This is a genomic window from Cohnella zeiphila (assembly GCF_014212055.1).
GTDB lineage: Bacteria > Bacillota > Bacilli > Paenibacillales > Paenibacillaceae > Cohnella > Cohnella zeiphila.
Window position 1 is genome coordinate 136,444 of the sequence record NZ_JACJVO010000009.1, and the last position, 14,929, is coordinate 151,372.

The 14,929-nt window shown below is 60.0% G+C and carries 12 protein-coding genes; 9 read left to right on the forward strand and 3 right to left on the reverse strand.

Annotation, left to right across the window (positions count from 1 at the left end):
* Positions 1-199: 199 nt before the first annotated feature.
* The 4 genes from H7C18_RS07885 (at position 200) to H7C18_RS07900 (ending at position 6,129) form a co-directional block, all read left to right on the forward strand.
* Entirely contained in the window at positions 200-1,111 is a 912-nt protein-coding gene (locus tag H7C18_RS07885; RefSeq protein ID WP_238357548.1) for an ABC transporter permease, read from the forward strand.
* A 30-nt stretch (positions 1,112-1,141) separates the two neighbouring features.
* Positions 1,142-2,023 (forward strand): carbohydrate ABC transporter permease, encoded by an 882-nt coding sequence (locus tag H7C18_RS07890; protein ID WP_185128485.1) that lies wholly within the window; start codon positions 1,142-1,144, stop codon positions 2,021-2,023.
* A gap of 80 nt (positions 2,024-2,103) precedes the next feature.
* Positions 2,104-3,702, forward strand: a complete 1,599-nt coding sequence (locus tag H7C18_RS07895) for a DUF3502 domain-containing protein (RefSeq protein ID WP_185128486.1) — start codon at positions 2,104-2,106, stop codon at positions 3,700-3,702.
* Between the two features lie 108 nt (positions 3,703-3,810).
* Entirely contained in the window at positions 3,811-6,129 is a 2,319-nt protein-coding gene (locus tag H7C18_RS07900; protein ID WP_185128487.1) for an AraC family transcriptional regulator, read from the forward strand.
* A 127-nt stretch (positions 6,130-6,256) separates the two neighbouring features.
* Here the strand turns inward: H7C18_RS07900 and trpS are convergent, their stop codons facing one another.
* A complete protein-coding gene (gene trpS / locus H7C18_RS07905; protein WP_185128488.1) occupies positions 6,257-7,246 on the reverse strand; it encodes a tryptophan--tRNA ligase in 990 nt (329 codons plus the stop codon).
* Positions 7,247-7,918: 672 nt separating this feature from the next.
* On the opposite strand from trpS, the gene H7C18_RS07910 reads away from it, so the two are divergent.
* The 5 genes from H7C18_RS07910 (at position 7,919) to H7C18_RS07930 (ending at position 14,084) form a co-directional block, all read left to right on the forward strand.
* Positions 7,919-9,109 carry an outer membrane lipoprotein-sorting protein gene (locus H7C18_RS07910; protein WP_185128489.1) on the forward strand — a complete coding sequence of 397 codons (1,191 nt, stop codon included), beginning with the start codon at positions 7,919-7,921 and terminating at the stop codon, positions 9,107-9,109.
* 274 nt (positions 9,110-9,383) lie between these two features.
* Positions 9,384-10,571 carry an alanine racemase gene (alr, locus tag H7C18_RS07915; protein WP_185128490.1) on the forward strand — a complete coding sequence of 396 codons (1,188 nt, stop codon included), beginning with the start codon at positions 9,384-9,386 and terminating at the stop codon, positions 10,569-10,571.
* 140 nt (positions 10,572-10,711) lie between these two features.
* Positions 10,712-10,993, forward strand: coding sequence for a CopG family ribbon-helix-helix protein (locus H7C18_RS07920; RefSeq protein ID WP_246578402.1), 282 nt, complete (start codon positions 10,712-10,714; stop codon positions 10,991-10,993).
* A 4-nt stretch (positions 10,994-10,997) separates the two neighbouring features.
* The gene (locus tag H7C18_RS07925) at positions 10,998-11,348 is read left to right on the forward strand and encodes a type II toxin-antitoxin system PemK/MazF family toxin (RefSeq protein WP_185128491.1); all 351 of its coding nucleotides are present in this window, start codon (positions 10,998-11,000) and stop codon (positions 11,346-11,348) included.
* 531 nt (positions 11,349-11,879) lie between these two features.
* A complete protein-coding gene (locus H7C18_RS07930) occupies positions 11,880-14,084 on the forward strand; it encodes a Tex family protein (protein ID WP_185128492.1) in 2,205 nt (734 codons plus the stop codon).
* Between the two features lie 184 nt (positions 14,085-14,268).
* Here the strand turns inward: H7C18_RS07930 and cmpA are convergent, their stop codons facing one another.
* Together cmpA and H7C18_RS07940 are read right to left on the reverse strand one after the other, a co-directional pair.
* Positions 14,269-14,403: a cortex morphogenetic protein CmpA gene (cmpA, locus tag H7C18_RS07935; RefSeq protein WP_185128493.1), complete on the reverse strand. Its 135-nt coding sequence runs from the start codon at positions 14,401-14,403 to the stop codon at positions 14,269-14,271.
* A gap of 159 nt (positions 14,404-14,562) precedes the next feature.
* On the reverse strand, positions 14,563-14,925 hold the full coding sequence (locus H7C18_RS07940) for a hydrolase/acyltransferase (protein WP_185128494.1): 363 nt from the start codon (positions 14,923-14,925) through the stop codon (positions 14,563-14,565).
* Between the last annotated feature and the right edge of the window lie 4 nt (positions 14,926-14,929).

The following is a 14,929-nucleotide window of genomic DNA, read 5'->3' on the forward strand; positions in this document are numbered from 1 at the left end:
CCCCTCCCAGCTTGGGAATTCCAATCAAATCGTAGAAAATCGAAGTCCCCGATTTCTTAGCAATTGCAACAAAATCGCGGGAATGCGAAGTTTCAAACGGCCATTCGGAGTGATAGGGTGAGGTTGCAAGCGGATTCATGAGCCGGCGCACCGAGCCCAAAGCGAGCAAGAGTACCGAAGAACGGAGAGTGATGTTTTTTTGCTTCGAGAGCTGTCCAGACACAAAGCGCTGTACCTGATGACCCTCCCGGCCATGTTCCTGCTTCTTTTGTTCAATTATTTTCCGATGGCGGGCATCATCATCGCTTTCAAAAACTTCAACCTGAGCAACGGCATCTTCGCCAGCCCGTGGATGCACCCCATCTACGAAAACTTCCGCTATTTCTTTACGTCGGACAATTGGGTAAGCGTTACCCGCAACACGATTCTGCTCAACTTGCTGTTCATCGCCGTCGGCACCTTCGTCAACGTCGCGCTCGCGATTCTGTTCAACGAGATCCGCTCGGCCTGGTTCAAGCGGACGGCCCAGTCGCTGACGCTGCTGCCTTACTTCATCTCCTGGATCGTCGTCGGCGTGTTCGCCTACAACATTCTGAATTACGAGCACGGGATGCTGAACGAATGGTTCGCCAAGCTGGGGATGGACAAGATCGACTGGTACTCCAGGCCGGGCGCGTGGCCCGTGCTGATTCTGATCATCTTCGTCTGGAAAAGCGTCGGCTACAACAGCATCATCTATCTGGCGTCGCTGACGGGCATCGACCACACGCTGTACGAGTCCGCCACCATCGACGGAGCCACGAAGTTTCAACAGATCCGCTATATCACGGTCCCGCTGCTTCGGCCGACCATCGTCGTTCTGACGCTGCTGGCCATCGGACATATCATGAACTCGGACTTCGGCATGTTCTACTCGCTCGTCGGAGACAGCGCTCAGCTCTACCCGACGGTCGATGTCATCGACACGTTCGTCTTCCGCAGTCTGAAGGGATCCGGAGACATGGGCATGTCGGCCGCGGCCAGCTTCTATCAGTCCGTTCTGGCGTTCGTGCTCGTGTATTTCAGCAATCGCGTGGCCCGCAAATACGAGAGCGGCTCCGCTCTTTTCTAGAAGATCGGCCCCAAAGGAGGCGCTATTCGAATGAAACCACGCGCGATATGGCAGCCGGGACAGCTCGTCCTGCATGCCGTCCTTGCGCTGATGTCCCTGTTCTGCCTCGTCCCGTTCATCATCATTCTGTCCAGCTCGATGACGAGGGAGATGGACATTCTGTCCAATGGCTATAACCTTTATCCCAAGCATTTCGACTTCACCGCTTATCGCTACTTGTTCCAACGAATGAGCGTCGTGCTGACAGGCTATAAGGTCACCGGCCTGGTCACTGTCATCGGCACGATCGGCAGCCTGGCGATCAGCGCGATGATCGCTTATCCGATCTCGCTGCGCCGTCTGAAGTACCGCCGGTTCATCTCCGGCTATGTGCTGGTCACGCTGCTGTTCAACGGAGGGATGGTGCCGTGGTATATCGTCTGCGTGAAGTACCTGCATCTCCATAACAACCTGTGGGCGCTGATCATGCCGTCGCTGGTCAACGGCTTCAACATCTTCCTGATGCGCAACTACTTCTCGTCGATTCCGGAGGAGATGCACGAGTCGGCCAAGATCGACGGAGCGGGAGAGCTTCGGACGCTCTGGTCGGTCATTCTTCCGCTGTCGGTTCCCGTCTTCGCCTCCGTCGGCCTGTTCATCGCCCTTGCCTATTGGAACGACTGGTGGCTCGGACTGATGCTGATCGACAAGGCGAGCTTGCAGCCGCTTCAGCTGATGCTGCGGACGATCGTGTCGAACGTGGATTACCTGGCCAACTCCAGCGTCCTGTCGACGGGAGCCGACCAGATGGTACCGCGCGAGGGCGTCAAGATGGCGGCGACGATCGTGACGATCGGACCGATCATTTTCCTCTACCCGTTCCTGCAAAAGTACTTCGTCAAAGGTCTGATGATGGGCGCCGTCAAAGGGTAACGCCCGCTCGACATCCGCAAGGCTTGAGCGGCTTGGCCGTTAAGCATACAATCATATTGACCGACAGGGGGAACCACGAAATGGCAAAACGCATGAAAACCGCCGCCGCCGGCTTGGCGGCCGCAATGGCCGTCGTCTCTTTGACCGCATGCAGCAGCGGCGGGAACGACAACGGGAACGCGGCAAGCAGTCCGGCCGCGGGCGCTTCCGCCTCGGCGGGCGCAAGCCCGTCGCAGGGAGAGAAGCTGAAGCCGGTCACGCTCCGCTTTTATTTCCCGGGCGATAAGCCGCAGGAGACCGACGAAGTGTGGAATTACGTGTCGGAACTGACGAAGGATACGCTGAACGCCAAGTTCGAGATCAACTTCGTCAACTGGAACGACTACATGGACAAGATGAAGCTGCTGCAATCGTCCGGCGACGACTACGACTTGAACTTCGACGCGAACTGGGAAGACTTCTCGAACGCGATGAACCGCGGCGGTTACCTGGACATTACCGATCTATTGCCGAAATACGCTCCGACGCTGTATAAGGAATATACCGACAACAACCTGCTCGATCCGATCAAGGTGAACGGCCGGGTGTACGCCGCGCCGTGGACGGTCAAGAAGACGAGCAAGCCGATCGTCTGGTACCGCGGCGATCTGGCCAAGAAAGGCGGGTACGGGAAGGATAAGGTGGAGACGGTCGAAGATCTGGACGCGATGCTTCACGCGATCAAGAAAGCATCGCCGCAGATCATTCCGTTCTCTTTCCGCCCCGGCACCTGGTTCAACGATATCGACCGCGTGTTCCAGGAGAAGTACGGGTACGAGGACCTCAACTTCCACGGACTGGTCGTCAAGATAGACGATCCGAAGCATACGGTTATCCCGTGGGAGCAAACGGAAGCGTTCAAGGAATACGTGTCTTATATGAAGAAATGGAACGAAGACGGCATCATTCCGAAAAACCTTCTGGCCACCAAAGGAACCGAAGGAGACTTCGGCGCCGGAACGTTCGGCTCGGCGATCAACCAGATCGACGGAGGCATTCTGGAGAATCCGCATCCGTTCAAGCCCGAGGTGGAAGCTCAAGGAGCGATCAAGACGTGGTCCGAGTTCTACCCGGACAACAAGTGGGTGCTCGACTCGCCGCTCGGCAACGCGGTCGCCATCAACAAGAACGCGGCGAACCCGGAACGGGCGCTCATGTTCCTCGAACAGCTGTCGACGAACGAGAAGCTGTATGATGCCGTCGTCTACGGTATCGTCGACAAGACGTACAAGCTGAACGGCGACGTCGTGTCGTATATGCCGGGCCAAGGCAACGGCAACCCGACCAACTATCTCGATTGGTCCGGTCAATGGGGCTTCTGGCGCACGGAGTTCCAGAAGCAGGATTCCCAACACACGGCCAACTATTACAAGCAGTACAACGACTTTATCGACCGTCCGAACAACATCGTGTCCACCGTCAACTACTTCGTTCCGGACCAGACGAATATCAAGACGGAGGCCGCGAAGCGGGAGCAGGTGCTGAGCGAGCTGGGGCAGCTGCTCATGACCGGCATCAACGTCAAGGACGTCGACAAAGGCGTGAACGACTTCATCGCCAAAGAGAAAGACGCCGGCACGGACAAGATCGTGGCCGAGGTCCAGAAGCAGCTGGACGCGTTCATGGCGAAGCAGGGATAATCGAACGATCGGTCGCGAATGGCGATGATTTCCATCGCCGCTCGCGATCCTTTCGTTTATACTTAACCGTGGCTTTGCAAGCGCTTAATTATCGCGGGGGGTCGAACCATGTTATCCCTTGTCAAGTTCAAACTCGATTCCTTGTTCGCGCGGACTCTTCTTTCCTTTACGATTCTGGTCATGATTATTATCGTAACGACCACGCTCATCTTCTCCAACCTGTACTCCAAGACGTTGTACGGGCAGCTGTCCCGGGAGCAGGTCAAAGGGCTGGAGACGCTTAGCGAGAACGTGGACAATCTGTTTAAAGAGATCGACCAGATTTATTTGAACCTGGAGATCAATACGGACATCGATTTTTTTCTGTCGTCCCGAACGAACGACGACTTGACCAACAATAAAGCCCGGATCCAGATCCGGAACATTCGCCAGATCAATCCTTACATTCATTCGATCTTCGTCTACAACTCGGTCATCGGTCAATCTATCGTCGAGGGGGAGCCGGGCTTCGACGCGGCAGGGTTCCTGAAGCACGACGAATCTTTTCGCCGGAGCGTGAACGACACGAGAGCGATCTATCTGACCCGCCTCGTCAAGACGGATGCGTCGCCTTCGTTCCTGACCGATAAAACGGCAAATTACGTCATCAGCATGGAATATACGAACCGCAACGTAAGCGGGGAGCAGCAGACGGTCATCATCAACCTGGACGACGACCTGCTCGTCCGGGATTTTCTGTCCAAGTCCGGGGACCAGCTGCTGTTCGCGGACGAGAACGGGACGCTGATCGCGCACAGCGACGTGACCCGGATCGGATCCAGCGTCAAAAATACGCCTTCCTTCGGCGCCGTGCTGCGATCGGCCGCCGATTCCGGGGACGTCATCGACGACGAGGCCAGCCATCAATCGCTCGTTACGTTCGTCAAAAACCGGACGACGGGCTGGTATATCCTGAGCTCCACGCCGTACCGAAGCCTGGTTGCGCCGATCCAGGACAAGAGGAACGGCCTGCTGGCCGTCTGTTTTTCCATTCTTATTTTTTGCCTGATCGCCACGTTCCTGATCTCGAAGAAGCTGTACCATCCGGTGCAGCGGCTGACCGAGCTGTTCAAACGCTCCGAATTCCATGCCGGCGGCTCTCCCGTGAGCGACATCGCGCTGATCAGCCAGGTGTACTCCGAGACGCTGGACCATATGCGCTCGCTGGAGGACCGAAACCGCGACAGCCTGCAGCTGATGCGGGAAAATTGGCTGCGCCGCTCGCTGGCGGCGGCCGAGACGGACGAGCCGATCGCCGCTTCGGTGACGGAGGAATACAAGCTCCGCATCGATTTCGAACGGTTGCGGCTCTGCGTGTTCAAGATCGACGGCTACGCGCGGTTGGACAGTCCGAACATGACGTTATACGAATCCGTGCTGTTCAAGAGCGTGACGGAGCTGTTGGGCCAGGAGTTCCGGTACGAGGCGCTGCGGATGCCCAAGGGGGAGGTCGCCTTGTTCATCAACGAGTCGGAAGGCCCGGAGGACGGTTTCGATCATTTGCGAAGCAAGCTCGCGGGCGTCAAGGATTCCATCGCCGCGACGCTGGGCATCACGGTCAGCATCGGGATCAGCGATCCGATCGACGGCTGGGGAGAGTGTCCGGAAGCTTACGAGCAGGCGAACCAGATGCTGCAGCAGCGGTTCGTGCTCGGGTACAACCAGCTGATCTACCGGCAATACGTCGAAGAGCATCTGAGCCGCAGCCTCGACCTGCCGGCGGATATCGAAGAGAAGCTGGTCGCCGCGATCAAGCGCAACCATCCCGAAGGGTTCGCCGAGGCGCTGAACCGGATGACCGACGTGCTCGGCGGGTACGTGTACGCGGACGCGATCCGGGCTTTTTTCCAACTGCTGCTTGCGTGCATTACGCAGATGAACCAGGTGATCAGCGACGAGAACCGGCGGATGGGCATGCAGTTCGGAAAGCTGAACCTGATCTTCACCGAGATGGAGACGCTAGGTCAAGCGCGGGATTGGCTTCGCCAGCGGTTCGAGGATTACCGGAGCAGCCTGGAGAGCCTGAGCCGGCTCAAGGACAACAAGCTGTACCGCAAAATCGAGGAAGCGATGCATTACATTCAGGAGAACTTCGCGGACAGCAGCCTGAGCGTAGAGTCGCTGGCGGAAACGGCCGGCTATACGCCGAACTACTTTTCGAAGCTGTTCAAGGAAATGACGGGCATCAACTCCGGCGAGTATATCCGCAAGGTCCGGATGGCCAAGGCAAAGGAGCTGCTCGCCCGCGAGGAGTACAAGGTGAGCGACGTGGCGGAGATGTGCGGCTACGTCAACAGCAGCCACTTCTATTCCGCCTTCAAAAGAGACGTCGGCATGACGCCGGCGGCGTATCGCGAGTCCACGTTCCCGGAGAAGGGGACTTCTTGACGGCGGAAGAAGCCGGCGCGGGCGCCCCGCGTAGCGGCACGCCGTGCCGCAAAAGGCGTCCGCGCCGGGCTAGGCGCCTCGCCTAACGGCATGCCGTGCCGCAAAAGGCGCCTGCGCCGGGCCTGCCTCAGCCGAAGTAGTCGAGGCTCATCGCTTCCCGCACTTCACGCATCGTCTCCCGGGCGACGCCGCGCGCCCGTTCGGTGCCGGCCGCCAGCATGGCGTCGACCTCCTTGGGCTTGGCGGCGTAGCGGGCCCGGCGTTCCCGCATCGGCTCGACAAGAAGATCCAGGTCTTTCGTCAGCCGCTCCTTGCAGGCGGAGCACCCCATCGTGCCCCGTTCGCAGCCTTCGCGAATCTCGGGGGCCCCTTCGGCGCGGAAGGCGCGATGGTAAGCGTAGATGGGGCAAATATCCGGATGGCCGCGATCCCCGAGATGGACGCGGGCCGGATCCGTCGCCGCTCTCTTGATTTTGCGCGCCAGCTCTTCCGACGTGCAGTCGAGCTCGATCGCGTTGCCGAGGCTTTTGCTCATCTTGGCGCTTCCGTCGGTGCCGATCAGCCTGGGCATGTCGCCGACCATCGGCTTCGGCTCCGCAAGGACGGGCTTATACAGCTCGTTGAACCGGCGCACGATCTTGCGGGCGAGCTCGAGGTGGGGAAGCTGGTCTTCCCCGACCGGAACGAGCGTCGCTTTGCAGAAGGCGATATCGGCCGCCTGGCTGACCGGATAGCCGAGGAACCCGTAGGTCATCTCGTCCAGGCCGTCCGCCTTCGATTCCGCTTTGACCGTCGGATTGTGGCGCAGCGTATTGATCGTGACCAGCATGGAGAAGAAGACGGTCAGTTCCGCGATCTCCGGAATCATGGATTGGACGAACAAAGTCGCTTTCTCCGGGTCGATGCCGACGGCCAGGTAATCAAGCGCGATCTCGCGCAGATGCGTGCGGATTACGTCCGGCTTCTCGAAGTGGGTCGTCAGCGCTTGAACGTCCGCCAGCAAAATAAACGTTTCGTACCGATCCTGCAACGCGACGCGATTCTGCAAGCTGCCGACGTAATGGCCAAGGTGCAGCTTGCCGGTCACGCGATCCCCCGTCAACACTCTTTCGGTCATGGGAAGTCCTCCTTTTGATTAAAGAGAATTGGATTGAACTCAAACGGAATCGACGCCATCGCCAGCCATCCTCCATGGCCATCACCCCCTTTCGAGAAAACAAAAAAACTCCGCCCGGATAAGGACGAAGTTGTCGTGGTGCCACCTTAATTCGACCGGTCCGACCCGCGCCGCAGCGTTCGCGGGGAGACGTACCGATCCTTCTTGACGGTGCGGAGACCGGACAAGACCCGGATCTCGATACCGCTCCCGTGATAACGGCGGGATTTCCCGGCTTCCCCTACTGCGCCGGTCCGGCGGTTCGGGGAAGCAACTCCAAAGGCCATTCGGACGCGCGGCGGACACCGGTTCGCAGCAACCACCGGCTCTCTGCAAAGTCCGCTTCCGCGCTCCTACTTACCCTTTTTCCTCGTTGCTTGAGATATTGGAGAAAGTTTACTACGCCGAAGGCGGCTTCGTCAATCTTCTTTTCCGCCGCGCGGGTCTTGTCAGCCTTCTTCTTCGGGGGATGTCCGCGCCAGGCTTGGGCCGCGCCGGAGCAGGCCGCGGGGAGAGGGCTTTCCCCGCCCGCGAACTTGTCTTGCAGTCAAGCTCCATCTCGTCCGAATAATTGGTCAAGTTCCTTCATAGACATGAACCATGGAGTAACCATTGTGCAGAGGGGTGGATTTCATGCGTCGTCGGATCCCGTGGATCGCGTCCATCGTCGTGTTTCTCGTCGCCGTGCTTTCCGGCTGCGGAAGCAAGAACGCGGATTCGGTCGTGGAGGATTTGAACAAGGTGGCAGGCAAACTGGAAAGCTATGAAGGAAGCGGAACGATGAAGCTGTTTACGGGACAGCAGCCGCTGGAGTACAAAGTGGAAGTGTGGTACCAGAAGCCGAATTTCTATCGCATCGCCCTGACCAACGAGGATCGCGACATTACGCAGATCGTGCTGCGCAACGACAACGGCGTTTTCGTACTGACTCCCCAGCTGAACAAGAGCTATCGCTTCAAGAGCAACTGGCCGGAGAATCAAGGGCAAGTGTACCTTTACCAAACGCTGCTGCAGAGCATTACGGTCGACAACTCGCGGCAGTTCACGACCGATAAGGACTCTTACGTCTTCAACGTGATGGCGGGCAATTATCAGAACGGCTCGTTCGCAAGGCAGAAGATCTGGCTGTCGAAGTCGGATTACGCGCCGAAGCAGGTGCAAGTGACGGACACGAACGAGAACCTGATGGTTCAAGTGAACTTCACGAGCTTCCAATTCGGCAAGAAGTTCGACAAGTCGGCTTTCGACATGCAGCAGAACATGAGCTCGTCGCCGGGCAGCGGCGCCGCCGGAGGAAGCGCGGGCAGTCCTTCTCCTTCTCCCTCGGCTTCGCCGGCCCCGTCCGCATCCCCGTCTCCGAGCGCGGGCGGCAAGAACGGAACGGCGTCGGCCGAACCCGGGACGACGGATCCGACGAGCGGAACCGCCGAAGGAGCTTCCGGGCAGACGCCCGCAGTGCCGGCCCAAGGGGGCGACGACAGCTTCCCGGTCATCGAGCCGGATCCGGATGCGCTGCCGGTCGGGGTGGAGCAGCTCGACGTTCAGGACGACATCGACCTGCAGGATTCTCACGGCGTCATGCTCCGTTACGGCGGCACGTACGACTTCACGATCGTGGAATCGAAGCAGAAGGACGTCGAAGAGGCGTTCTCGGAAGGCATCGGGCTCGACCTCGGCTTTACGCTCGGACTGCTGTCCGGAGACGACGTGCAGACGCTCACCTGGACGTACGACGGCGTCGAATACCGGCTGACCACGTCCGACCTTCCGCAGGAAGACATGGTCAAAGTCGCCCAGTCGATGGTAACGTCCTCCGGCAAGTAACCGAATCTTCCTTCACTTCGCCCTATACGCAGCCTCGAGGAAGCCGGTCGGAAACGACCGGCTTTCTCCTTAATAAAGAATCTATAAGTTCGGAGTCCCCGCAAAGTGCCTGAGCAAGCTTCGAAGAAAAGCCCCGCTTTGCGGGGGGATCTGAGTTCGCGGGAGGAAAAGGTTGGCTGCGACGCTTTCGTTGACAGTCCGGCGGCCACCCGGTAACATTACGGTATTGGGTTGAAAGCCGGCTTGGTCCGGATAAAGTGGGTGACATGAGCTTTTGGACAGTTACTATCGGCCGACGGTGGCGGAGATTTCCTTGGACGCGCTCGAACGCAACGTGAAGGCGTTCCGCGAGGGGATCGCTCCGGGCACGCGTCTGCTTGCTTCCGTGAAGGCGAACGGGTACGGCCACGGAGCCGTGGAGACCGCCCGCGCCGCGATCCGGGCGGGCGCCGACTATTTGGGCGTCGCGTTCCTGGACGAAGCGCTGGAGCTGCGGAACGCCGGAATCGAAGCGCCGATCCTCGTGCTTGGCGCCACGCCTCCGGAAGGGTTCCCGTTGGCCAGGCGGCACGGAATTACATTGACTTTATACCGAGACGAACAATTGAACGCAATCGAAACGATGACTTCCCCAGGCCCCAGGCTCAAGGCGCATGTCAAAATCGACACGGGCATGGGGCGGCTTGGCGTGCGCCCCGGACCGGAAGCCGAGCGGTTCCTCGAAAGGGCCTGCAAGATGGCGGCGCTTGAAGTCGAAGGCATGTTCACGCATTACGCCAAGGCGGACGAGAGCGACAAGACGCACGCCCGGATGCAGGCGGAGCGATTCGCTTCCGTCGCGGAATACGTCCGGCGAAACGGACTGCCGCTCCAGGTCGTGCACGCCGGCAACAGCGCGGCGGGGATCGATCTGCCCGAGAATGTCGGCCAGATGCTGCGGCTGGGAATCGGAATGTACGGCTTGTACCCGAGCGGAGAGGTTCGGCGGGATCGGATCGCGCTTGAGCCCGTGCTGTCGCTGAAAACGCGGATCGTGCATGTAAAGACGGTCCCGGCCGGCGAGATCATCAGCTACGGGGGGCGCTATCGGACTGCCCGCCCCGAGAAGATCGGCACGATCCCGATCGGCTACGCGGACGGCTTCAGCCGGATGCTGACCGGCAAGGCGGAAGCGCTCGTGCGCGGACGGAGAGTGCCGGTGCGGGGAACGATCTGCATGGATCAATGCATGCTCGGGCTTGATGCGGCCGAAGATATTGGCCCGGGAGAAGTCGAGCCGGGCGAAGAAGCGGTGCTGATCGGGCGGCAGGGCTCCGAAGCCATTACGGCCGAGGAAGTCGCGGATAAGCTGGGGACGATCAACTACGAGGTCACCTGCATGGTGGCTTCCCGCGTTCCGCGCGTTTACCTACAGAACGGTGAGAAGGTAGCGGTCCGCAACCCATTATTTTCAGGGGAATAACGTCCGAAATTTTCGCGGCGCCAGGCAGGAAACCGCCCGAGCGACCGCGAATGGTAACGGGAGAATCGTATAATTATTCCCGAGGACGGCATACTGGAAAATAGGTTGCGGCTTGGCAAATCTTTGGAGGTGCTTGTTTGGTGGCCAATATTCACAATACGAAGCGGATTATGATCAGCTTGCCTGATCATTTATTGCGGGAAGTCGACTTTGTCGTCGCCAAGGAAAACACGAACCGAAGCGAGATTATCCGGCAGGCGATGAAGCAATATCTTGTCGAGCGGAAGAAGCGGCTGATTCGCGACTCCATGCAACGCGGCTATTTGGAGATGGCCAAGATCAACCTGAATATGGCATCGGAAGCGTTCCAAGCGGAAGAAGATGCCGAAAGCACTCTCGGACGCCTTGTAAGCGGGGTGTAGTTCATTGATCGTCAAACGCGGGGATGTATTCTATGCGGATTTGTCGCCGGTCGTCGGCTCCGAGCAAGGGGGAGTCCGCCCCGTTCTGGTCATCCAGAACGACATCGGCAACCGGTTCAGCCCGACCGTGATCGTGGCCGCCATTACCGCCCAAATCCAGAAGGCGAAACTCCCGACGCATGTCGAGATCGAAGCGAAGACGCACGGGCTCGATCGCGATTCGGTGGTGCTGCTCGAGCAGATTCGAACCATCGACAAGCAGCGCTTGACGGACAAGATTACCCACCTGGAAGAAGAAATGATGCGCAAAGTCGACGATGCCCTGCAGATCAGCGTGGGACTTATCGATTTCTGACCCGAGAAGAAGCCGCGATGCGGCTTCTTTTTTGACAAAAGAAAATATAAAAGCTTCCCAAGTGGCTATTGCAGTCCCCTGGCGGGCTGAACGGATGCCGATAGCCGAAAAAATCGGGATGCCGATAGCCGAAAAAATCGGCTAACGTGGCCTCTGGGCAGACCTTTGGAAGGCCGACTCTCCGTTACGCGTTCAGCCCGCTGCCCGATACGGATACGGCCAGCACATTCGTATATTCTTCCATGGCCCGCAAAGTACCTAAGAAAGCCTCGAAGCTAAGCCCCACTTGGGGTTATTTTGTTGTTTAGGAAAAGATGCGATTAAATTTCCTGTGGATAACCGGGGGCTCCTCCAAAAGTAATCGGAATTAACTTCAGAGCATCCCTTCACTTTTGCGGGATTTGTTCTAGAATGAAGCTTTGAAGCCAAGCTCCGCCATGCGGGGCGATTTTGCGCTGCTTGCTTTTCGGACGGGACGGCCTCCATAATAGGACATATTCGAACCGACGTTGGGGATAGGAGCAGTGAACGATGAGCGATATCGCAATGGCGGAGGCGGCCGGGAAGGAAGCGGCCGCGCGCGAAGCCGCCGAACGGATGATCAGGCAAATCGCCGGCGAGCTGAGCCTGAAGCCGGGACAAGTGCGGACGGTGGCAGGGCTGCTGGACGAAGGGAATACGATTCCTTTTATCGCGCGGTACCGCAAGGAGATGACCGGCGAGCTGGACGAGAACCAGCTCAGGGCGATCGAGGAGCGCCGGGGTTACCTGAAGCAGCTCGAGGACCGCAAAGGCGAAGTGCTGCGCCTGATCGACGAACAGGGGAAGCTTACCTCCGAGCTGAAAGGCGCGATCGAGGCGGCGGTCAAGCTTCAGGAGGTCGAAGACCTGTACCGGCCTTACCGCCAGAAGCGCAAGACGCGGGCCAGCGTCGCCAAGGAACGGGGGTTGGAGCCGCTCGCCCAGTGGCTGCTGGCGCAGCCGCGGCAGGGCGATCCGATGGCGGAGGCGGCGCGCTTCGTCGATGCGGAGAAAGGCGTCGCCTCGCCGGAGGAGGCGCTGCAGGGGGCGATGGACATCGTCGCCGAAGGGCTGGCGGACGACGCCAACGCGCGGAAGCAGGTGCGCCGGTTCACGTGGGAGCACGGGGTGCTGCAGAGCAAGGCGAAGAATGCGGAAGCGGAGTCGGTCTACGAGATGTACTACCAATACTCGGAGCCGATCAAGCGGCTCCCGCCCCACCGCGTGCTCGCGATCAACCGCGGCGAGCGCGAGGACGTGCTGGGCGTCGGCATCGAAGTGCCGGTCGAGCGGATCGTGGACGAGCTGCGGCGGCGCTTGATTCGCGGACCTTCGGTTACGCGGGACGCGCTCGCCGCGGCGGCGGAAGACGCATACAAGCGGCTGATCGCGCCTTCGATCGAACGGGAGCTGCGGGGCGAGCTGACGGAGAAGGCGGAGGAGCACGCGATCGGCATTTTCTCCGAGAATCTGCGCAACCTGCTGCTCCAGCCGCCGGTCAAAGGGCGGGTCGTGCTCGGCGTCGATCCGGCCTACCGGACCGGCTGCAAGCTCGCGGTCGTCGACGAGACCGGCAAGCTGCTGGAGGTGGCGGTCTCGTATCCGACGCCGCCGCACAACAAGAAGGCGGAAGCCGAGGCGCTGTTCCGCCGGTTGATCGCGCAGTACGGCGTAACGCTGATCGTCGTCGGCAACGGCACCGCTTCGCGGGAGACGGAGCAGTTCGTCGTCTCCGTCATCAAGGGGTTGCCGGAGCGGGAGCTGCGGTACCTGATCGTGAACGAGGCGGGGGCGAGCGTCTACTCGGCGTCCAAGCTGGCGCAGGAGGAGTTCCCCGACCTGGACGTCGCCGAGCGGAGCGCCGTCTCGATCGCCCGGCGGCTGCAGGATCCGCTCGCCGAGCTGGTCAAGATCGAGCCGAAGGCGATCGGCGTCGGCCAATACCAGCACGACGTGTCGCAGAAGCGGCTGGACGAGAGCCTGACGGGCGTCGTCGAATCGGCGGTCAACCATGTCGGCGTGGACGTCAATACCGCCTCGCCGTCGCTGCTCTCCTACGTGTCCGGGGTCAACGCGACGATCGCGAAGAACATCGTCAAGCAGCGCGAGGAGAACGGACCGTTCGCGGATCGGAAGCAGCTTCAGAAGGTGCCGCGGCTCGGCGCGAAGACGTTCGAGCAGTGCGTGGGCTTCCTGCGCATCACGGACGGCCGCAACCCGCTCGACCGGACGCCGATTCACCCGGAATCGTATCCGGTGGTCGACCGCCTGTTCCGCGAGCTCGGCGTCAGCGCGACGGCGATCGGCAGCGACGAGCTGAAGGCGGCGCTGGCCGCCGTCGATGCAGAGGCGATGGCGGCGCGCCTGGAAGTCGGCGTTCCGACGCTGCGCGACATTCTGGACAGCCTGCAGCGCCCGGGCCGCGACCCGCGGGACGAGCTGCCGCCGCCGATCTTCCACACGGACGTGCTGGACATCGAGGATTTGAAGCCGGGCATGGAGCTGGCGGGCACGGTCCGCAACGTGGTCGATTTCGGCGCGTTCGTCGATATCGGCATCAAGAACGACGGGCTCGTCCACATCTCGCAGATCAGCAACCGCTTCGTCAAGCATCCGACCGAGGCGGTCGCGGTGGGGGACAACGTCACCGTATGGGTGCTGGGCGTCGATCTCAAGAAAGGCCGCGTCAGCCTCACGATGAAAGGGAAGCCTTAAGTTCCGGCTGCAGGATGGCGCGCAACGGCAAAGGCCGCTTCCGTCCGGCAAGCTCATCGGCTTGCCGCGCGGAGGCGGCCTTTTTTTCCAAATAAAGAATCCGGGGCTATCTTAGCATTCCGTCCGGGCTCGCAATCACGCTTCTTCGTCGGACGGAAGAGAAATTGCCGGTCATGGCGCGATCTCACGGCGCGGTCGTCTTCGCGTCCGCCGGAGCCCGCCGCTGGTAAAAGAACCAGCAATCGTTCAGCATCTTGATCTGCCGGCGATCCTTCTTCAGGTACGCCCGCATCAGCTGATTGCACAGCCATTGCGGCATGATGGTCGCCCTCCTCCCTGGTCCTGCTGCCTTACTAACATATGGGAGCAGGGCGGCAACCGTGCAGGTCCCAGCAAAGATGCGGCGAACTCGCCGGGAACCGGACGAGCCGGCTCGGGCCGGGGATGACGCCGGATAACCCGGCCGCTTGACCGTAAACTACAGCGCTCCTTCGGCTTCCTCCTCGTACCATTGCTCCAGCTGGGCTTGAAGGGCGCGAATCTCCGTCAGAAGGGACACGAGCGGATAGGAGGTCTCGCGGATGGAAGAGAACGTCTTCTCCAATTCGTCGATGTACTGCAGGCCGCCGATCGGGGCCGTTTTCTCGTCGAGCAGCTCGAGCTCTTTGCATTCGGCGATCGCCTTCGGCAGCTCGGGCACGTTGTCGGCGGTCAATTTGGACAATTCCTTATGAAGGCGCAAATTCAGCGCGCTGAGCTGGTAGGCGTGGGTCGCGGGCATCTCGACGAACTCCAGGCTCCCGTCCCGGCGCTGCATCAGAACATAAGCTTTGTTGGACATGGCG